This is a genomic window from Collinsella sp. HCP28S3_E9 (genome assembly GCF_052065455.1).
GTDB lineage: Bacteria > Actinomycetota > Coriobacteriia > Coriobacteriales > Coriobacteriaceae > Collinsella.
The window spans coordinates 40,579-58,492 of record NZ_JBQHTZ010000001.1; the positions used below are offsets into that span (position 1 = coordinate 40,579).

Genomic DNA, 17,914 nt, shown 5'->3' on the forward strand with positions numbered 1-17,914 from the left:
GCTCGACCGCGAGGGAGCCGATGGACCTCTCGTAGGGCTGGACGAGGCGGAGCCTCGGCTTAGCCGAGGACGTCGCGCAGGACCGAGACGGCGTTGATGATGACATCGTCGCCACCGTCCTCCCCAGCCCCCTCTATCCGTTCAATCTGCTCGAGCGTCTCGCGGTACTCCTTGGCGAGCCGGGCCGCCTGGCTGGGCTCGGCTTCGTAGAGCTGTCGCTCGATGATCTGCCGCACCCACCGGAGCCTCCCGAGCGTGTCCTGGCGGCCGTCCGGGCCGTCCGCGGGGGGCGCCGAGACGCCCGCGACCACGGACTCCCCCGTGGACTCGCCGGTGGCGATCTCGCCGCTCTCCTTCATCCTCTTGATGAGGGCACACACGCCCGAGCGCGACCGCTTGAGCTTCTTCGCGATAGCCGCAGGTCCGAGCGCCGGGTACGCGTTTCTGACGAACTCCCTCTCGTCCGCTGTCCAGGGCTTGCCCCTCGGCTTCGTGGACTTCGTGGACATTCCATGCACCTCCCGGTATGGACTCGGTTTCGGGGCCTGCGCAAAAAAGGCGCAACGCCCACGGGCGAGCCTTCGGCCCCGGGGAGGGGGCCATCCCCCAGGGTCGCGTCACCACGACAGCGAGGTCGAGCAGCCCACGTCGCGCGGGCGCGGCGATATCGAGCCGTTCAATGCGGCGAGGCTCTTGTTGCCGCGCCGCTCGTTGCAGATCCGGTGGGCCGGCGCTACGTTCGCGCGGTCGATGGGCGAGCCGCCCTTGGACACGGGCACGATCTCGTCCACCTCGAAGCTCATCGGGTCGCCCGCAGGCAGGTCGTAGTCGATGGCCATGCCGCAGATGTGGCACGGCAGCCCCTGCGCCTTGAGCCAGGCGCGCACCTGCCGGCGGGCGTGGCCGTTGGCGTAGCGGGTCTTGGTGGCCACGGCTAGCGCTCCACGGGAGAGCGACCCAGGTTAGCCATGCACTCCTCGAGCCCCGCGTAGCGCAGGCGCTCGACGGCCTTGCCTGCCCCCTTGCACTTGCGCCCGCCCGCACGGCGGGCGATGCCCAGGGCGCGGCGGAATGCCCACGCCATGACGGTGTCGTACCGGCTTGCGGCGCGAACGATAGCCTCGCGTGTTACCACGGCCCACCTCATTAGGTTGTTGCTTCGCAGAAAGGCCGGGGCCCTGAACTGCTAAGGGGACCCCGGCCACTCATCTGTGCTTCCACGCACATCCGACCCGTATGCCGCGCGGGCGGCGCTGCGAATCGACACCATAGTTATATCCCAAACACAACGTGCAACGGTGTGCAATTGTGTGCAATCGCGTGCAACTGTAGGCAATCACGTGCAACGGTGTGCAATTGTGTGCAATCGCGTGCAGTCCGTAGATAAAGAGAAACCCGCCGGCGCTGGGCCGACGGGCAACGATAGGAATATATCTAACTCAGACTGCAGCGCGTCCAAGACCGGATCGGGCTGCCGCCAGACCGACCATGTCCGTCCAGTCCAAGGCTGCGCACAAGTCGGAGTTAACTGACCTCACCGACACCCCGAGTGTCCCCGCAATCTCCTGCAGTGTGCGGTCCTCGCAGTACCTCAGCTCCAGCACGTCGCCCCAGCGCTTGCCCGGGTTGGCCGAGCGCACGCCCGCGCATAGCTCTCGGCCCAGCTCCACCTCATGCCGGAGCTCGGACAGCTCCGCGCCGCTGCGGCGCTCGTAGTCTATGCGGTCGTCGGTGGACCTCATGAAGTCCGTGCCGTGCGCGCCCTTGCCCATGGCGTCGTAGCGCTGTGCGCGCACCTGCTCGCGCGCCTGCATCGACTCGATGACCGCCAGGCGGCGGTCGATGCCGCGCTGGGCGGCCCGTACAGTCTCCAGATATTCCCTTGCATCCATGTGACCTCCCGCGTGGTACCATGCTCTACGCCACATAGAGGATGCCGGGAGGCGTCTTTGCCAAAGGCCGCCGGCGCTCCAGCGCCAGCGGCCTTAATTATATATCCACCTACGTCTACCTGCGGAAACTCAACATCTCATCGCGACCTCGCGTCTCATGGCCATGATCTCGTCGTGCACCGCGCCAGACCCGGCCAGGTAGCGGTCGACCCTGTCGCGCTTCTGCATGGAGCCCTTGCGCCGGGCCTCCTTCGCGCGGTCCTGCTCGTGTTTTCTCCGACACTCATCCGAGCAGTACTTGGCCTTCGGCGCCCGCGGGATGAAGACCCTCCCGCAGACCGCGCAGTTCCTCTCCTGCACGTCCCACATCACGGTCATCTCATCGACCTCCTGCACCTGCGGGCGCGCCGCGCCTCTATGCTCTTGCGCACTCGGCGGTTCTCGGCGAGCATCCGCCGCAGCCTCTCAAACAACCTCATCGCCTAGCCTTCCTCGACCTCTTGAGCGCGCGGGCCCGGTCGCGTTCCAGCGCACGCGCCCTCCGCTCCGTCTCCCCGATCTGCGCCGACGTCACCCGCGGCGCGTCTGCCCGACCGTGCGCGAGCGCCCGGCGCGCGGGACCCGACACCAGATCGGGAACCGCGCGCCAGGCGGTTGCGCGGAACAGCTCGACCGCCGAGGTCACAGCCTCGCCCCGCAGAACGGGCAGAACCTGGCGTTCTCAACGTACGCGCTGGCCTCCACTTCCGCGCTGATCGAGCTGCAGTGGAGTGAGTTGCCGACCTCGACGTCCATGTCGACCCACGTCTCGGTCTCGACGTCGACCCTAATGAGCGGGGCGCCGTCGTAGCGCCTTCCGAGCGCCATGGTCCCGACGGTTCGCGCGGCCCCGTCCCGCCTAGGCTCTGAGTGGACGGAGGCAGCGCGGGACCCACCGCAGAAATCGCAGCTCATTTCCCGCTCCAATCCTTCTCGACTTCCTTCTCCTCCGCGACCATGATCAGCGCGCGGTTTACGCATCGCCTCGCCTGTCGCAGCTCGTCGCATGCCATGGCGCGCATGCCCGCGCCGAGCGACCTCTTGGCGTCCTCGAGCCTGCCGACGGCGAGGTCGATCCAGTCGTCGGGGCCGCACCTGTAGCTCACCGCGACTCACCCCTCACGCCGAAGATGTCGGCCAGGATGTCGCCCGGCGTGGCCATGAACGGCTCGCTGCTCACGGGGTCGTACTGCACCTCGAGGTAGTTCGGGTAGCCGATCGTCACGCCCGTGGGCTCGCGCCCCGGCAGGCACTGGTAGCCCCAGATCACGCTCACCCTGTGCTCGTCCAGGACGGTCACGGTGCGCTCGATGCGCAGCCTGTAGCCGCCAACCCTCTCGGTGTCGTACGTGTCGTCGGCCCAGGGAATCCGATGCCTGTCGAGGGCGTCCCGGTAGGCCCTCATCACCGCTGAGATCTCGGTCAAAACCTCTCTCACTCTCCTATCTCAAAAGAATTAGGCGTTCTTTGCCGCGGGGACTCCCCCGCCGGCCCCGTCTCCGCCCTCTAGCGGCGGGAACCCCATCGCCTGCTGGCCCAGCTGCCCGGCCGCCGTTGGCACACCTTTGGCATACCTCCAGATCGGCTCCTCGCCCCTCGCGATGGCGGCGATGTCCATGCGCAGGTCCTCCTTGGCGCGCTTTCGCGCGCGGTACTCGTCGAGCTTCTGCTTCTTGGCCAGGCGGGCGCCCTCGTCTGCGCTGATGACGTTGGCCATGTAGATGCGCGTTATGTCGAGCGGGCGGCCTGCGGCGGGGTCGAAGCCGTCGAGCATCTCCCTGAGGGTGATCACGACGCCTCACCCAGCTCACGCTCCAGGGCGGCGATGACGTCGTCCTCGGTCTCGGCTGGCTTCCACACCGCCGCGCGCTCGACCTCCTGCGAGGTCTGCCCGCCGCGTGCCTTCCGGTCCGCGTCGAAGCCGACCTGCTTGCGGCTCCAGTTGCGGGCGAGCGCCCATACGTCTGTCACGGGCAGGCCGCTCGGCAGCGTCCAGCCCTGCGCCGAGTAGTGGTCGAAGAACTGGCGGGCGTCGCCCCGGAGGCAGTTGGCGGCGAAGTACGCCTCCACGTCCTCCTCCGACGGGGGCTCGAAGCCATCGGGCGCTTGGCTGGCCGCGCTATAGCCCGCTAGGGCTATCTCCTTCTCCTTCTCTTTCTGTCGGCTACCCCCTCGCCTGCTTGGTTGGCTACCACCTTGGCTACCCCCTTGGCTACCCCCTTTGCTACCACCTTGGGTATCTGCGCTGCCGCCTGTCTTGGCGGACCTAGCCTTACCCCCTAGGCTGCCGTTGACCATGGCGTCGATGCGTCCCCTCGCGAAGGTGAACGCCGCCATGGTGGTGGGCTTCAGCTTGGGCTCGACGCCCTCGTAGCCGTAGCGCAGCATCGCCCACGCGAGCGCCATGCCCTCCCTGTCGCCCAGGGCGCGGCAGCCCTCGTAGAAGTCCCTGTTGAAGTTGAAGTTATTCATCCGTCTCACCTCCGTGAATCGAATCGGTAAAGGCCGCGGCGGCGGCCTGGTCGCGGCCCGGCATGACCGAGCCGTAGGTCTCGAGCGTCGTCTTGACGTCGGCGTGCCCCAGGCGCTCCTGTATGGTCCTCATGTCGAACCCGTGCATGAGCAGCCACGTGGCGTGCGTGTGGCGAAGCGAGTGGAACGTCGTCTCCGGCGGAAGGCCCAGCTCACGCGCTAGCGACTTAAAGTGCTGCGTGACGGTCGAAGGGCGCGCGATGGTGCCGGCGGGGCTGAACGTCACCACGGGCGCGGCCGGGCCCCTCCGCACGAGCCACGTGTCCTGCCACTCCAGGTGGCGCTCCAGCCGCGCCTCGACGGCCGGCGCGAGGGCGACGTTGCGCGGGCGCCTGCCCTTGGTGTAGGCCTGCCGGTGCAGCTCGGGCTTCTCGACCGCCTGCCCCGCCACGTGGAGGTCGTGCAGCGCGCGGCGCCAGTCGCGGCGCTGCAGCCCGCAGACCTCCCCGACCCGCATGCCCGTGTTGAGGGCCAGGTAGGCCGCCATGGCCTCGGTTCGTCGGGCGATGTTGGCGCCCGACGCCGATCGCGAGGACATGGCGGAGGCGAGCGCGCGGGACAGCTCGTCCACGTCGCACTCGGACAGCGCGAAAGGCTCCGAGGGCGGCGCGGACGGCGCGGGGACGTCGAGCATGATGTCGCGCCCCAGCGCCGGCCGCCACGAGCGGTATGCGCCCTTGAGGAGCGCGTGCATCTTGAGCAGCGTCTTGGGCTTCACGCCCCTCCCCGTCCTTGGGGCGAGCAGCATGCGGTACGCCGCCGACACGTCCCAGGGCTCCACCTGGTCGTAGGGCAGACGGCCGATGGTCGGCTCCACCATCGTCCTGACGACGCTGCGGTACGTGGCCACCGAGTTGTCGGACAGGCCGTTCACGGGGTCAGAGATATAGGTCTCGAGCATCGAGGACAGGCGCTTTGAGCTGTCCCGGGCGGACGACGGGATGAAGGACGCGACCCATGAGTCGCACATGGCCTGCGCCTGCTCGCGCGTCAGCTCCGCGTCCCACGACCTGTACGGCCTGATCCGCCTGCCGGTCACGCGGTCGGTGCCCATGTAGGGGCGGGCGAACCAGCGCCCGTCCGCCCCGCGCTGCACGACCGCCCGGCGCCCGCTAGAGGTCGACATCGACGACCAGCCCGTTGATGGTCGAGAGCGCCGCGCAGCGGCAATCGAGCGAGCGGACCTCTCCGCACGCCTCCACCGTCACCCTGACCTTCTCCTCGCTACTCATCCTTCTCCTCCTCCTTGGCGCTCGCCTGCACCCTCGCCAAAAGCCATTCGTCATCCCCGCCGGGCCTAAAGCCCGCGCTGCGGACGATCTCCCAGTGCTCGAGCCACCCATCCGCGTCATCGCCTCGCCAGCTGATGTTGAGCATCCGCATGCTGCGCGCCGTGCCCATCCACCAGAATCCGATCTCGTAGGCGCTCGGGGACGAGGCTCCGCACCTGCCGTAGAAGGCCTCCATGACCGCGGCCTCGGCGCTGTCGCAGTCGCCGCCGTCGGCGAGCAGGTCGTCCACGTAGAAGAGCGGATCCGTGCGTGCCGCGCGGACCGCGTCCTCCAGCTCGCGCGTGCGTCCCGGGGCCTCGTGCAGGACGAAGTCGACCATGCGCGCGTACAGGTCCACGAGAGCGGCATCCTCGCGCTTGGCCTCCTGCTCCGCGATAATCTCCTCCTCGGTCTTATCGGCCTGCCCGCCCGAGCCATCGTCGGGCCCGTAGAGATACCAGCCGCTGCCGGTATTCACCGCCACGGTGCCGGTGGCGATGTCCAGCCCCTCGAGCTCCTTGGCCACGGTGCCGTAGCACGCCCAGAGCACGTAGATCGAGCCATCGGGGCGCTCATTAACCACCGGGATGCCAGCGTCGCCGAAGGCGTCGTAGTCCTCGGCCTTTGCCTCATCGCGCTCGATGCGGCGGCGGATCTGGTCGGCCTTGCCCGCCCAGCCGTCGCCGGCGGCGAGGACCGCCTCGACATCCTTCTCGTCGTCGAAGGCGCTCGCGGCCTCCAGCTGCTCCAGCGTCACCTGGCGGCCCTCTATACTCCCGCGCAGCCTGCGCGCAGCCCGGATCTGCCCGGCGGTGGCGCGGCTCGCGCGCTCGATGCGCTGCTCGTCGACGCCCAGCACGAGCATCTGCTGCACGCCGCGGGCGCGCTCGGCCTCGGTCAGCTGGCGCTTGTCGTCGGTGGCGAGCATGGCGACCAATTCGTTGGCCTCGTCCATGGTGTCGGCCACCAGCGCGGACACCTCGCGGTCCTCCCCGTAGAGCGACGACAGCGCGCGGTAGCGGCGCTCCCCGTCCACGATGCGGTAGACGTTTCCGTCCGCCACCACCACGGGCGGGTTCAGCGGCTCGCCGCCGGTCGCCTCGATGCTGCGGGCCAGGGCGCCGATGTCGCCGAAGTCCTCGCGCGGGTTCTGCCCGCTCGGGCGGATGTCGCCCAGGCGCACAGACTTCTTCTCAAACTGCATGCCATATCCTCCTGACTAGTAGTACATCCCGCTCGGGGCGGTCCCCTCGATGGCGCCCGCAAGGGCGATGAGCGCGAGCATCACGACGGCGCACGCCACGCTGCGCACGCGCTCGGGCAGCGAGTCCCACCACGCGCCGAGCCTGCAGCCGGCATCCCAGATAAGGTCGACCATCACGCCACCCGCCTCGGACGGCGAGCGGGCACGCAGTCGGGCGAGGGCAGTGCCGGCATCGCCCCGCGCGCCCTGATGGCGGCGTCGATGTCATCGCTGCTCACCACCTCGCGAGAGCTGTTCGGGTTGAGCGACGGATAGCGCGGGATGATCCCCTGCATGACCATCGCTCGGAACGTGACGTTGTCGCAGCAGGCGTAACGCGCGCCCTTGGCTATCGACATCCACATGGCCTTCTCCTTTCATTCGTATGGGCCAATCCCTTGCCGGAGGGCCGCACCGATAGATGCAGCCGGAGGGCGCTCCCCCGCCAAAGGGAGCGGTGCCGCCGCCCCGCCAAGTCGGCGGCGGACACCTTGCGGGCCGGAAGTAGGGGGTCCGGCCCCGTCGCGCCGCGGGCCCCGCGGAATGGGGGCGGTACGAACCCGTGGCGCGACGGGGGCGGGCCCGGCCTCAGCCACGGAGCGAGGAGAGCACCCACGCCGCGATGAACGGCACGGCGGCCGAGAAGCACACCCGCGCCAAGCCGTAGGCCCCCTGCGCGGTGCACGCCCACCCCGCGGCGTCCATCACGACGGCCGAGGCGAGCAGCGCCCGCCTCATTCGCGACCGCGGCCGAACGGCCACTCGCCCGGCGCCGGGTCGATCTCCATGACGTCGTAGGACACCGGGTCGAGCGCCTGCCTGCGGTCGAGCTCGACCAGGCGCGCGAGGTAGGCGACGTCGCCGGCCAGGACATGCTCGCGGAACGCGGAGCGCGCGTCCGCGAGGAACTCGAACACCTCCGTGTGCCACTCGGCGTCCTTGTCAGCCCACGACACCATGCCGCCCAGGGTCGTGATGTCCTCTGGCAGCTCGTAGCTCTTGCCTGTCATTCCTCTTCCTCCAAATCCTCCATGGGCACGCCAAGCGCCCTCGCGAGCCGCTTGGCCGCCCCGTACTTCGCGTCGGCTATCCCCCGTCGCTCCCAGTTCCGTACCGTCGTCTCGGTCACGCCCGCCTTCACCGCGAGCCTGAACTGCGAGAGTCCCGCCTTCTTGCGGAGCCGTCTGATCTCATTCATCTCCGTGTCCCAACGAACCCGTAAACTCCTTTGCGTTCATCCCTTTACGCGAGAGGAGGTGATTACATGCCAAAGGCCATCAAGGGCCTCAAGATCGACCGGAAAGCCCTCGACCGCGTCGCCGTCAGGGGAATCGAGAAGGCCGCTGCAACCGGCTCCCTCGAGATAACCTGCCAGACCTGCGGCAAGCGCTTCACGCTTCGCGGTCACCAGACGAGCTGTCCACGCTGCGGAATGTCGTATCGGACGCGATAAGATCGGCCCCGATCTCCACGCCGTCCGCGAGCGAATCCAAGATCTCGCGGGCGGCATCGATGTGGCCGGCGGCCTTGTCGAGCCTCTCCTGCAGCTCGTCCACGCCCTTCAGCTTCACGTCGAGCGTGAGCTCGCCCACCTTCTTGCCTTCCATCTCTTCCCCCTTCCGGCCTAGGCGGCCTCGTCCGTGTTCCAGCCCATCAGGTCGTTGGGCGTGCAGCCCAGCGCCTGGGCGATGGCATACGCCTTGTCGACGCCCGGGACCATCGAGCCGTTCTCGTATCCGATGATTGAAGATGCCGAGAGCCCCGCCTTGTTAGCCAACTGCTCCTGAGACATATCGGCTCGAGCGCGGGCGGCGCGCAGGTTCGCTCCGAACTCGTCCTTCGAAAACTTCATGTCTTCCTCCTTCTTAAATAGGGAACTTCTTCCCTGTGCAAATCAAAGTATAGGGAATCTTTTCCCGATTGCAATAGCAAACTAGGGCTTTTCTTGCCTTTTCTTTTGTGTATCTATAGAATCCTCGGTAAATACTTCCCTATATTGGAGGTGACGATGAACCTAAAACTTAAGCAGGCTAGGAAAGAAAACGGATATTCACAGGCAGATCTGGCAGACGCGCTGAACGTTGATATCAAGACGGTAGGCAACTGGGAACGAGGGAAAACTCTTCCCGATATTGAGCAGCTCTGGAAGTGCGCGAAGATTCTGCACACCGACCCCAATGACCTCCTAGGCTGGTACGAGGAGCATCCCGAGGACAGGCCGACGGCGACGTCTGGCGCGGAGGGCGAGCTGATTACCTGCTACCGACAGAGCACCGAGAAGAGGCGCTCGAAGATCCTGGAGACGGCACGCGACCAGGCCGAGCTGTCCCAAGCGCAGGCTGCAGTGCTTGAAATCGAAGGGCTGGAAGCGGATCAAGTAAGGTCCGCGTAGGCAACGGGAACGGAATATATGATTGGAGGGTGAACTTATGCCAGGAGATTCGAGGAGACATATGAACTCGCTGATCGGCGAATGCGACTCAATCCTTGCCGGGGTCTACGGCGAGGACACGCAGCAGCACATCGACAACTTCATGACCGAGATGGAGGGGTTCAGCTTCTATCTCCGCTTCGGCGGACAGGGCATCCTGCAGAGCCGGACGCTCGACGGCGTACGCAGGGCGCGCGGATGGCTCATAGCCAACATGACCAACATTTGCGGACCCGAGCCGGCGCCCGCCGCCACGATCGCCACAAATGCGACCGCCACGGCGCAAGCCGAGGCGAACGTAAGCGCCGAGATCAGGCAGACGGTCGATGCCGTGCGCTCGGCGGACGGCCTCACCGATACCGAGAAGGACCTGCTCGAGCTTGCCATCAGCAGGATGCGCAACGAGGCGGATGCAGCAGATGAAAAGGGTTTCGCCAAGCGTGCAGCCGAGGCGCTGGATATAGCGTCCAAGGCCAGCGGCCTCATCCCCACGGTAGCCGCCGCCATCGGCGCGCTCGCGAAGCTGTTCGGCGCATAGCGCCAGTTACTCCCCCATTTTCGTAACCCCACGAAAATGGGAAGGTGGCTGATTAAGTTGTTGCAGAAAGTGCAACGACTGCTACTAAACGAAGAAACCCCGTGCAGCGATCTTGGCTGACCCGCACGGTCAAGTAAGGTCCGCGTAGCCGGCAGGCAATCTCACTTGTCCGCCAAAAAACGCCATTCCTGACGGACAAAAAAGGTTGTCCGTCAGGAATGGCGGGCAGTATTGAATTTCAGCGCAAAAGTTAGCATAATGCTAACTACAAAAAGGAGCGAAATGGGGAGAACCAAGTACAGACCAACCTATTCGCTTGAGATGGCGAAGAGACTCACGGCAGAGGGGTCAGCTCGGATGAAAAGGCGGGCGACAAAGTTTCTCATCGAGCATTACGCACATGCGGATTTAGTCGCCGCAGACGTATTCAGCAAGATCGAGGAAAGGCATTTCAGGAAATCCGTCGAACTCGAGCGCAAGCCGGGGACGTGGGCCGACATCTACTGCGGAATGGTTTACGACGAGACCGAATGGTACGTGAAGTTCTTCATCGAGGACGAAGAGCCCGTCGTGGAGATATGGTCAATGAACTGGGACGGCGCCTTCCATTAGGAGGAATTATGAGATGTACCGAATGCGGCCACGAGCTGAGGCTCACCAGCGAGCCGCTCACGGAAACGTATCGCGGAGAAGAGTTCACTATCGAGGGAATCGAGCGCCTCGCATGTGACGAGTGCGGTGAATACGAAATTGGCATCAAGGAAGCTGGCGCGCTCTCAGAAGCGATAACCGAAGCCTACGCCAAGAGGCACGGCCTTCTCGCGCCAACGGAAATCAAGAAAATCAGAAAGTCGCTCAAGATGACCCAGGCGCAATTCGAGAAGCTGCTGGGGGTGACGAAGCCGACCGTTTCCCGCTGGGAGAACGGCGCCTCGCAGCCAACGACTACAGCATGTCAACTTATGCGCGCCATAAGGGATTGCCCATCGGTTCTACCGGTCCTTGGATTTCGCGTAGAAGGAACCGGCTCCGGGGTCGAAGGCAACACGTTCTCGGTGATTCACGGCGGAAAGTCAGCCTGGCGCGCACAGCCACAGGCGGAGACCGATGAGAGCAACTTCGAGATGAGGATGTAGGAATGGCCGACACGATTAAGCAGTCAATCGAAATCACCCCCCTTAGATGCGTCGGAAGGAAAGTCGACAGCGTCTCCTTTAGCGGCGGCTCGGTGCCGGAAAACGGCGAAACCGTCTCTGAGGGGGCCTTCTCTCTCTCCAATAGCATCGTTGGCCAGGGAGAAGGCGAAGATGGCACGACGCATAAGCAGCTCGCCATGACACTCAAACTTGAACCGCGAGACAAGGCCGACGGTTACTACGGGATGGAACTTTCCGTATCGGGGCTGTACTCGGCCAAGGACGTTGCCGACGAGGACCAGTTCAATGCGCTCGTCCTCTCGGTCGGCGCAAGCGACCTATACGCGTACGCGAAGAGAATCGCCGAGACGCTGGCATCCGGCGGGGCACGCGGAGACCTGAATTTGCCCATCCTGACGTTCGGACTTGAGGGCGGAAGCTCGGCCTTATAGCGCTTCTCATCTCGCATGCGCCTGCTGCGTCCTCGATATCGCCAAGCACCTGCTCGGCATGCTCGACCTATGACTGCGGCGCAAAGACCATTAGACCTAAAGAAACCCCGTGCGGCAATCTTGGCGGATCCGCACGGGGCATATGCCCTCCGGCAAAAAGGGAAAGGCAGGACCATTATATGGCAAGCAACGATACTTCTAGGTCAAAACTCGGCTCCAAGCGCGAGGTCGCGCCCGGCAAGTGGGTGATTCGCGTCCAGGCGGGCTTCCGTGCGGACGGCCACGTGCGCCGCGTGTCGCGCACCGTACACGGTACCGAGACCGATGCCGATATCGCCATCGCGCAGCTCGCCCGCGAGCTCGGCGTATCCCAGGCGGCGCACGCCGGCGTGACGCTCGACATGTACTACTGGGGAGTTTTCCGCGACTCCCCCAGCAACCGCGGCAAGCCGCGCTCAAAGGCGAGCCTGCGTGAGTACGACGGGCAGATGTGCAACTACATCTCCCCCGTCCTGGGGAGCATCGACATCTCCGAGATAACACACGACATGATGCGCGGCTGCATCGAGCGCTCGGGCGCGCCGGCCAAGACCAAGACGACGCTCCGCGCCGTCATGCGCCGCGCCTTCGACGACGGCTGGGTGACGGTGGAGCCCTTCCGCCGCCGCGTCATAGCGCCCAAGGCGAAGCAGGCGCCCGTTGAGCCGTGGAGCATCCCCGAGGCCGCCGAGGCGCTGCGCAGGCTCGCCGCCAGCGACGACCGCGCCGACCTTGTCATGAACGCCTACCTTATCCTTGGCTTGAGCGGCCTGCGCAAGGAGGAGGCGCTTGCCGTGCGCCCGTGCGACCTCAAGGTCACCACGACCTACGACTTCGCCACGGGCCAGCCGACCGTCTCGGAGTACATCGAGGTCTGCCGCGCGTACACGGATGAGGACGGTGTGAAGGAGACCAAGAACGCCCATTCCGTGCGCACCGTGCCGGTTTTATTGGCGGGCCGCGAGCGCCTGCACCAGATCATGGACGAGCTGCGCCCAAGCATAACCGTCGAGGGCGGCACTTCGGTTACGGAGCAGGTGCGCGAATGGAGCGGGCAGCGCATCGTCAACATGCGCGGCGACAACCTCGTGCGCGCTTGGCGGCGCATGTGCGCACGCCATGACCTGCGGTATATCCCTCCCAAGGCCCTGCGCCACACCTCCGAGACTATCATGGCGGCGACCGAGGTCGACCCGCTGAGCATCATGGATTTGCACGGCCATACGGACCTGGGGACAGATTACCGCCATTACATAAAACCGGGCCTCGCGGAGCGCGAGAAGGCCGCCAGGCAGGTCGGGCGCGCCCTGCAGATCGTCGAGGGCGGCGGCGCGGACGGCGGTTTTAATGGCACCGGTCGCAGCGCCGAGACGCTATAAATTGCATTTTCTAGGTCCACTACCTGCAAAATGCATAAAAAGCCACCTGCCGCGCATAAACGGCAGGTGGCGTAAAACGCGAACGGTAACGGACGGTTATGATTTGATGTCTCGGCAAACAAAAAAGGTCAGCGCCGAAGCGCTGACCTGTGCGTTCTCTGGTGGGCCGTCAGGGGGTCGAACCCTGGACCTTGGGATTAAGAGTCCCCTGCTCTACCAACTGAGCTAACGACCCAAAGCTAAAGTCCGTAGTAGCGGACTTTAGAGGAGATATCGTGTGGTGGGCCGTCAGGGGGTCGAACCCTGGACCTTGGGATTAAGAGTCCCCTGCTCTACCAACTGAGCTAACGACCCGATATCAACACGAAGCAAGAACTGGGGTGGGTAAAGGGACTCGAACCCTCGACCTACGGGACCACAACCCGTCGCTCTAGCCAACTGAGCTACACCCACCGTGTCCTGTGCGCTTCGCGCTCGACTATTATTGCAAGGAACGCCACGCGACGCAAGCCCCAATTTTCAAGAATTTTGAAAAGAGTTTTTCGGATCCATTTCGAGCAAATCCCACCGGTTCCATAGGAGTAAACTTGCCCCACCCCGATGTTCGAAAGGACAAGTATGAAAGAACTCTCCAATCGCACGGCAACGTTTACCGATTCGGTCATCCGCCGCATGACGCGCATCTCCGATATGTACGGCGCCGTCAACCTCTCGCAGGGCTTCCCCGACTTTGATCCCCCAGCGCAGCTGCTCGAGAGCCTGGGCACCATCGCCACCGACCCTAAGCCGCTCTACCACCAGTACTCCATCACCTGGGGCTCCCAGGCCATGCGCGAGGCGCTTGCCGCCAAACAGGAGCACTTTATGGGCATGCCGATCGACCCCAACCAGAACATCGTAGTCACTTGCGGCTCCACCGAAGCCATGATGGCTGCCATGATGACGGTCACCAACCCCGGCGACAAGGTCGTCATCTTCTCGCCGTTCTACGAGAACTACGGCGCCGACACGATCCTTTCAGGTGCCGAGCCCATCTACGTGCCGCTCAACCCGCCCACATTCGACTTTGACCGCGAGACACTCGAGGCGGCCTTCCGCGACAACGACCCCAAGGCCATCGTCCTGTGCAACCCTTCCAATCCCTGCGGCAAGGTCTTTACACGCGAAGAGCTCACCTTTATCGCCGATCTCTGCAAAAAGTACGACGCCTACTGCATCACCGACGAAGTCTACGAGCACATCGTCTACGCGCCCCACGAGCACGTCTATATGGCCACGCTGCCCGGCATGTTCGAGCGCACCATCAGCTGCAGCTCGCTGTCCAAGACGTACTCCATCACCGGCTGGCGTCTGGGCTACACCATCGCCCCGGCCCAGATCACCGAGCGCATCAAGAAGGTCCACGACTTCCTCACCGTGGGTGCCGCCGCTCCCCTACAGGAAGCCGTCGTCACCGCCCTCAACTTCGACGACAGCTATTACCAGGAGGTCCTCGATCTCTACACAGCCAAGCGCGATCTGTTCTGTCAGGGACTCGATAGCATTGGTCTTGAGCATAACGTGCCGCAGGGCGCCTACTACGTCATGATGGACATCTCTGAGTTTGGCTATGACAGCGACCTCGACTTCTGCGAGGACCTCGCTTCTAAGGTGGGCGTGGGCGCCGTGCCCGGATCGAGCTTCTTCCGGGAGCCCGTCAACCATCTGATTCGCCTCCACTTTGCCAAGCGAGACGAGACGCTTAACGCGGCGCTGGAGAACCTCAAGTCGCTACGCGATAAAATCAAGCCGCGCGGGTAAGGACGGCCCGGCAACTAAAGCACCCAAAGAAGCCCCGCACCGCACGCGCGTTGTGGGGCTTCTTTTTATAGCGCTTTCTTAATTTGTTTAAAGCGCTATACTTTAGTCACGGAGCAACTCGTCCCAGGGGGAGGAATACTATGGCAGAGCAGCAGCTTATCGGAGCGCTCGAGGCCGGCGGCACCAAGATGGTCTGCGCCACGGGCTATGTAGACGGTACGGTTCTGGAGCGTGAGCAGATCGCAACCACGACCCCGCAGGAGACCGTTGAGGCCGTCAACGCCTGGTTTGCAAACAAGGGCATCGCCGCGCTGGGTATCGGCGCCTTTGGCCCCACCGCAGTCAACCCTGCCTCGCCCCAATACGGCAAGATCTTGGAGACGCCCAAGACGGCATGGCGCTACTTTGACCTGCTGGGCACCATCCAAAACGAGCTCAATATTCCCTGTGGCTACGACACCGACGTCAACGTCGCCTGTCTGGGCGAGGTCACCTTTGGTTGCGCCCAGGGCCTCACCGACGTGGTGTATCTGACCATCGGCACCGGTGTGGGCGCCGGTGTGCTCTCGGGCGGCCAGCTCGTTCATGGCATGATGCATCCCGAGGCAGGGCACATCCTGGTCACACGCGATCCGCGCGACACCATCGGCGAGCACAGCGGCTGTCCTTTCCACGACAACTGCCTCGAGGGCCTCATCGCCGGCCCCGGCATTAAAAAGCGCTGGGATGGCAAAAGCGCCGGAGACATGGCCGATGACCCGAAGGCCATGGACCTGCTCGCAGGCTACCTGGCACAGGCGCTCATGACCTACACGCTGTGCTATGCGCCGCAAAAGATCATCATCGGCGGCGGCGTGGCCGACCACACCCCCATCGTGCCGCTCGCCCGCAAAAAGTGCGCCGAGATGCTCAACGGCTATATCGTCACGCCCGAGGTCAACGACATCGATACCTTCATTGTCAACAACAGCCTCGAGGGTAAGCAGGGCATCATGGGTTGTCTGGCCCTTGGCGCACAGGCGCTCCAGTAAAGGGTGCACCAACGACACACGGTATTGCCGGGCCCGTATAACGCGCAGACAACGCTATCGCGTCCTGCAGGGCCCCCAAACGCACAAGGCCGCCTAGGACCAAGCAAAACGTCCTAGGCGGCCTTTTTGGTGCATACAAGCGATCGAAGGAGATATCGGAGCACGACGCCGGTAGCCGCTCCGCAGCAGTCAATCATCACGTCGGTAATCATGCCGGCGCGCCCCGGCACAAATAACTGAATCGTCTCGTCGATTGAGGGGACCAGCAACAGAAAAACCACCGTGGGAAGCAGTCTGTCATAAGTGCGTCGACCCTCGATATCAAAGGCATGTGTCACCAAAACACCGAGCACCATATACTCGGTAAAGTGTGCGCACTTGCGGACGACAAAGTTGGTTACCCATTCATACGGCAGGCTCAAGCTATGCAAAAACCCGCGGACGTCCTCCATGATCGCCAAGCTCAGTGAGCCGGACCCCGTGCCGGGAACCAGTGAATTGCCCCAGATCAGCAACACCATGACGCAGGCCGCAACCGCCCACTTACGATCGATCTTAATCATGCAGAACTAGGCCTCGGCACGAAGCGGCGTAAAACTGGCGGTACCGCCCTCGATAACACTCAAATAAGCACGACCCGTACGTTTGGCGGTAGAGGACTGCAGGCGCTCGATCTCTTCCTCAAGGATCTGATTGACGCGCTCGTGGCGACGGTTTTCCATAACGCCGGCGGCGATAGCCTCGGCGCGCTCGATACTCTCGCGCGAGATACGCGCGGTATCCTCGGGAAACACGGAGCTGTGGCGGCCGACATAGACGGGAGCAACCGAGACAGGTGAGGCTGCAGGCGTGGGCATCGGCGCGGGGGCGGGCTCGGCGACCTCGGCCATGATCGCCATGGCGGCGGCCCACATGTTCTCGTGGCCCGAATAATCGGCCATGGGGATATCTTCCTCGAGGGAGGCATCGGGGAGACTGTCGGTATCCACGCGATTCTGGGCATCGATAGAGGCAGTGATGGCGGCGGGCTCGTCCAAATCGGCGAGATCCACACCCTTGGCATCGGAAATGATGGGCATGCTGGCGAGCTTGGCGTTGTACGGCACCGCCTCCGCGGCCTGCATTTGGGCCGAAGCGCCCCAAAGCGAGCTTTCGGCAGCACGACGAGCGGCGATGGTCTCCTCGTCGACAACCAGGGGCTCATCGGCAAAGGGGTCGGCGACAGGAGCCGGCTGAGCCGCGCCCTGCTGGCCGGTCGAAGCGGCCGTCGCGGCAGAGGCGTACGCAGCCGAAGAAGCACCGTTATAGGCGGCATTGTTGGCGGCGTTGGCCACAAGCGCCACGAAAGCTGCAGTGCTGCCCGCAGGAGCGGCATGAGAGCCCGAAACGGCACGTGCGGCAGCAGCGATGTCGTCGCGGTTATAGGAGCCAGTCTTTTCACCGTTTGTGAGCTCGTCAATTGCGACCTGGTAGACATCGCGCGAGCGAGCGGGATCGCAGCTAACCGGCGAATCGTCGTCGAGCATGCTATCGATCATAGCCCAGGCATCGGCCTCGTCCATGGCGTTGGCGGCACGGGCGATGGTCGGAACGCCATCATCGGCATGACGGCGTTGAAACGCGCCGGTCAGACCGGAGAGAAGCGAAGAGGATTGACCCTGCTCGTCCAAAGTGACAGGCGCAGCAGCCCGGGGAGCGGCCTCCTCCTGCTGAGCGGGAATCGAGGCGGTCTTGAACTCGTTGTAGGTCCGACTAAACTGAGCGGCGCCGCCCACGGCATCGGGCTCAAACAGGCGGCCATCGTGCTCCGCACGATACTCAGAGATGCCCAGCGAGGCGGCATAGATACCCACGCCGGCCACCGCGCCCACGGCAAAGGGAACAGCACCCGCGACGACCGTCTCGTTGATTGACGAAAACGGCAGTGTAGCGGCATACACGACCACGGGTGCGGCAAGGCCGATCCCGCAGGAAAGTCCGGCAAGGACTGCTCGTTGTGTTGCATCAGAAGAAGCCATGAGCTCTCCCCATCTTCCAGCACCCAAATCGCATCATTCAGTTGGCTGCGCGAGAGAAGATGAAGCGGGGCCTGAGCCCCAAAGCAACGGTATAAGGTTCGTTTCATCTGCGT

At 64.2% G+C, this 17,914-nt stretch carries 28 protein-coding genes and 3 tRNA genes; 8 read left to right on the plus strand and 23 right to left on the minus strand.

Features of this window, described 5'->3' with window-relative positions; translation table 11 throughout:
• Positions 1–59 precede the first annotated feature (59 nt).
• The 18 genes from ACTNA2_RS00225 to ACTNA2_RS00310 all read right to left on the minus strand — a co-directional run bounded on the left by ACTNA2_RS00225 (position 60) and on the right by ACTNA2_RS00310 (position 8,829).
• Positions 60–509 carry a hypothetical protein gene (locus ACTNA2_RS00225; protein WP_441048183.1) on the minus strand — a complete coding sequence of 150 codons (450 nt, stop codon included), beginning with the start codon at positions 507–509 and terminating at the stop codon, positions 60–62.
• Positions 510–617: 108 nt separating this feature from the next.
• Positions 618–932, minus strand: coding sequence for an HNH endonuclease (locus ACTNA2_RS00230; RefSeq protein WP_441048184.1), 315 nt, complete (start codon positions 930–932; stop codon positions 618–620).
• Positions 933–934: 2 nt separating this feature from the next.
• Positions 935–1,135 carry a hypothetical protein gene (locus tag ACTNA2_RS00235; protein WP_441048185.1) on the minus strand — a complete coding sequence of 67 codons (201 nt, stop codon included), beginning with the start codon at positions 1,133–1,135 and terminating at the stop codon, positions 935–937.
• A 304-nt stretch (positions 1,136–1,439) separates the two neighbouring features.
• Complete coding sequence (locus ACTNA2_RS00240; RefSeq protein ID WP_441048186.1) at positions 1,440–1,928, minus strand: sigma factor-like helix-turn-helix DNA-binding protein; 489 nt, start codon at positions 1,926–1,928, stop codon at positions 1,440–1,442.
• A gap of 93 nt (positions 1,929–2,021) precedes the next feature.
• The gene (locus tag ACTNA2_RS00245; protein ID WP_441048187.1) at positions 2,022–2,270 is read right to left on the minus strand and encodes a hypothetical protein; all 249 of its coding nucleotides are present in this window, start codon (positions 2,268–2,270) and stop codon (positions 2,022–2,024) included.
• 303 nt (positions 2,271–2,573) lie between these two features.
• Positions 2,574–2,846 carry a hypothetical protein gene (locus ACTNA2_RS00250; RefSeq protein ID WP_441048188.1) on the minus strand — a complete coding sequence of 91 codons (273 nt, stop codon included), beginning with the start codon at positions 2,844–2,846 and terminating at the stop codon, positions 2,574–2,576.
• The gene (locus ACTNA2_RS00255) at positions 2,843–3,037 is read right to left on the minus strand and encodes a hypothetical protein (RefSeq protein ID WP_441048189.1); all 195 of its coding nucleotides are present in this window, start codon (positions 3,035–3,037) and stop codon (positions 2,843–2,845) included. Before ACTNA2_RS00255 ends, ACTNA2_RS00250 begins: the two co-directional genes overlap by 4 nt.
• On the minus strand, positions 3,034–3,357 hold the full coding sequence (locus tag ACTNA2_RS00260; protein WP_441048190.1) for a hypothetical protein: 324 nt from the start codon (positions 3,355–3,357) through the stop codon (positions 3,034–3,036). Before ACTNA2_RS00260 ends, ACTNA2_RS00255 begins: the two co-directional genes overlap by 4 nt.
• A 30-nt stretch (positions 3,358–3,387) precedes the next feature.
• Positions 3,388–3,723 (minus strand): hypothetical protein, encoded by a 336-nt coding sequence (locus ACTNA2_RS00265; protein ID WP_441048191.1) that lies wholly within the window; start codon positions 3,721–3,723, stop codon positions 3,388–3,390.
• The gene (locus tag ACTNA2_RS00270) at positions 3,720–4,403 is read right to left on the minus strand and encodes a DUF6291 domain-containing protein (RefSeq protein WP_441048192.1); all 684 of its coding nucleotides are present in this window, start codon (positions 4,401–4,403) and stop codon (positions 3,720–3,722) included. The genes ACTNA2_RS00265 and ACTNA2_RS00270 overlap by 4 nt, the downstream gene beginning before the upstream one ends.
• The gene (locus ACTNA2_RS00275; protein WP_441048193.1) at positions 4,396–5,589 is read right to left on the minus strand and encodes a tyrosine-type recombinase/integrase; all 1,194 of its coding nucleotides are present in this window, start codon (positions 5,587–5,589) and stop codon (positions 4,396–4,398) included. Before ACTNA2_RS00275 ends, ACTNA2_RS00270 begins: the two co-directional genes overlap by 8 nt.
• 98 nt (positions 5,590–5,687) lie before the next feature.
• Complete coding sequence (locus tag ACTNA2_RS00280; protein ID WP_441048194.1) at positions 5,688–6,938, minus strand: ParB/RepB/Spo0J family partition protein; 1,251 nt, start codon at positions 6,936–6,938, stop codon at positions 5,688–5,690.
• A 15-nt stretch (positions 6,939–6,953) separates the two neighbouring features.
• Positions 6,954–7,112, minus strand: coding sequence for a hypothetical protein (locus tag ACTNA2_RS00285; protein ID WP_441048195.1), 159 nt, complete (start codon positions 7,110–7,112; stop codon positions 6,954–6,956).
• Entirely contained in the window at positions 7,112–7,342 is a 231-nt protein-coding gene (locus ACTNA2_RS00290; RefSeq protein WP_441048196.1) for a hypothetical protein, read from the minus strand. Before ACTNA2_RS00290 ends, ACTNA2_RS00285 begins: the two co-directional genes overlap by 1 nt.
• 369 nt (positions 7,343–7,711) lie before the next feature.
• Positions 7,712–7,987 carry a hypothetical protein gene (locus ACTNA2_RS00295; RefSeq protein WP_441048197.1) on the minus strand — a complete coding sequence of 92 codons (276 nt, stop codon included), beginning with the start codon at positions 7,985–7,987 and terminating at the stop codon, positions 7,712–7,714.
• A complete protein-coding gene (locus tag ACTNA2_RS00300) occupies positions 7,984–8,175 on the minus strand; it encodes a helix-turn-helix transcriptional regulator (protein WP_195445392.1) in 192 nt (63 codons plus the stop codon). The genes ACTNA2_RS00295 and ACTNA2_RS00300 overlap by 4 nt, the downstream gene beginning before the upstream one ends.
• Before the next feature lie 193 nt (positions 8,176–8,368).
• Positions 8,369–8,584 carry a hypothetical protein gene (locus ACTNA2_RS00305; RefSeq protein ID WP_441048198.1) on the minus strand — a complete coding sequence of 72 codons (216 nt, stop codon included), beginning with the start codon at positions 8,582–8,584 and terminating at the stop codon, positions 8,369–8,371.
• Between the two features lie 17 nt (positions 8,585–8,601).
• Positions 8,602–8,829 (minus strand): helix-turn-helix domain-containing protein, encoded by a 228-nt coding sequence (locus tag ACTNA2_RS00310; protein ID WP_006235491.1) that lies wholly within the window; start codon positions 8,827–8,829, stop codon positions 8,602–8,604.
• A gap of 156 nt (positions 8,830–8,985) precedes the next feature.
• On the opposite strand from ACTNA2_RS00310, the gene ACTNA2_RS00315 reads away from it, so the two are divergent.
• From ACTNA2_RS00315 to ACTNA2_RS00340, 6 genes are all read left to right on the plus strand, one after another.
• Positions 8,986–9,369 (plus strand): helix-turn-helix transcriptional regulator, encoded by a 384-nt coding sequence (locus ACTNA2_RS00315; protein ID WP_441048199.1) that lies wholly within the window; start codon positions 8,986–8,988, stop codon positions 9,367–9,369.
• Positions 9,370–9,430: 61 nt separating this feature from the next.
• Positions 9,431–9,946, plus strand: a complete 516-nt coding sequence (locus tag ACTNA2_RS00320; RefSeq protein ID WP_441048200.1) for a hypothetical protein — start codon at positions 9,431–9,433, stop codon at positions 9,944–9,946.
• Between the two features lie 282 nt (positions 9,947–10,228).
• Positions 10,229–10,558, plus strand: a complete 330-nt coding sequence (locus ACTNA2_RS00325; protein ID WP_441048201.1) for a type II toxin-antitoxin system MqsR family toxin — start codon at positions 10,229–10,231, stop codon at positions 10,556–10,558.
• 8 nt (positions 10,559–10,566) lie between these two features.
• Positions 10,567–11,082, plus strand: coding sequence for a type II toxin-antitoxin system MqsA family antitoxin (locus ACTNA2_RS00330; protein WP_441048202.1), 516 nt, complete (start codon positions 10,567–10,569; stop codon positions 11,080–11,082).
• A 2-nt stretch (positions 11,083–11,084) separates the two neighbouring features.
• Positions 11,085–11,534, plus strand: a complete 450-nt coding sequence (locus ACTNA2_RS00335) for a hypothetical protein (RefSeq protein ID WP_441048203.1) — start codon at positions 11,085–11,087, stop codon at positions 11,532–11,534.
• Positions 11,535–11,713: 179 nt separating this feature from the next.
• Positions 11,714–12,952 (plus strand): hypothetical protein, encoded by a 1,239-nt coding sequence (locus ACTNA2_RS00340; RefSeq protein WP_441048204.1) that lies wholly within the window; start codon positions 11,714–11,716, stop codon positions 12,950–12,952.
• Between the two features lie 159 nt (positions 12,953–13,111).
• Here the strand turns inward: ACTNA2_RS00340 and ACTNA2_RS00345 are convergent.
• The 3 genes from ACTNA2_RS00345 to ACTNA2_RS00355 form a co-directional block, all read right to left on the minus strand.
• Positions 13,112–13,187, minus strand: a tRNA-Lys gene (locus ACTNA2_RS00345).
• A 43-nt stretch (positions 13,188–13,230) separates the two neighbouring features.
• A tRNA-Lys gene (locus tag ACTNA2_RS00350) sits at positions 13,231–13,306 on the minus strand.
• Between the two features lie 22 nt (positions 13,307–13,328).
• Positions 13,329–13,405, minus strand: a tRNA-His gene (locus ACTNA2_RS00355).
• 165 nt (positions 13,406–13,570) lie between these two features.
• Between ACTNA2_RS00355 and ACTNA2_RS00360 the strand changes: the two genes are divergently transcribed.
• Both ACTNA2_RS00360 and ACTNA2_RS00365 read left to right on the plus strand, forming a co-directional pair.
• Positions 13,571–14,752, plus strand: coding sequence for a pyridoxal phosphate-dependent aminotransferase (locus ACTNA2_RS00360; protein WP_441048205.1), 1,182 nt, complete (start codon positions 13,571–13,573; stop codon positions 14,750–14,752).
• 140 nt (positions 14,753–14,892) lie between these two features.
• On the plus strand, positions 14,893–15,783 hold the full coding sequence (locus tag ACTNA2_RS00365; RefSeq protein ID WP_441048206.1) for an ROK family protein: 891 nt from the start codon (positions 14,893–14,895) through the stop codon (positions 15,781–15,783).
• Between the two features lie 113 nt (positions 15,784–15,896).
• Here the strand turns inward: ACTNA2_RS00365 and ACTNA2_RS00370 are convergent, their stop codons facing one another.
• Together ACTNA2_RS00370 and ACTNA2_RS00375 are read right to left on the minus strand one after the other, a co-directional pair.
• A complete protein-coding gene (locus ACTNA2_RS00370) occupies positions 15,897–16,346 on the minus strand; it encodes a VanZ family protein (protein WP_441048207.1) in 450 nt (149 codons plus the stop codon).
• A gap of 6 nt (positions 16,347–16,352) precedes the next feature.
• A complete protein-coding gene (locus ACTNA2_RS00375; protein ID WP_441048209.1) occupies positions 16,353–17,801 on the minus strand; it encodes a hypothetical protein in 1,449 nt (482 codons plus the stop codon).
• Positions 17,802–17,914: the final 113 nt, after the last annotated feature.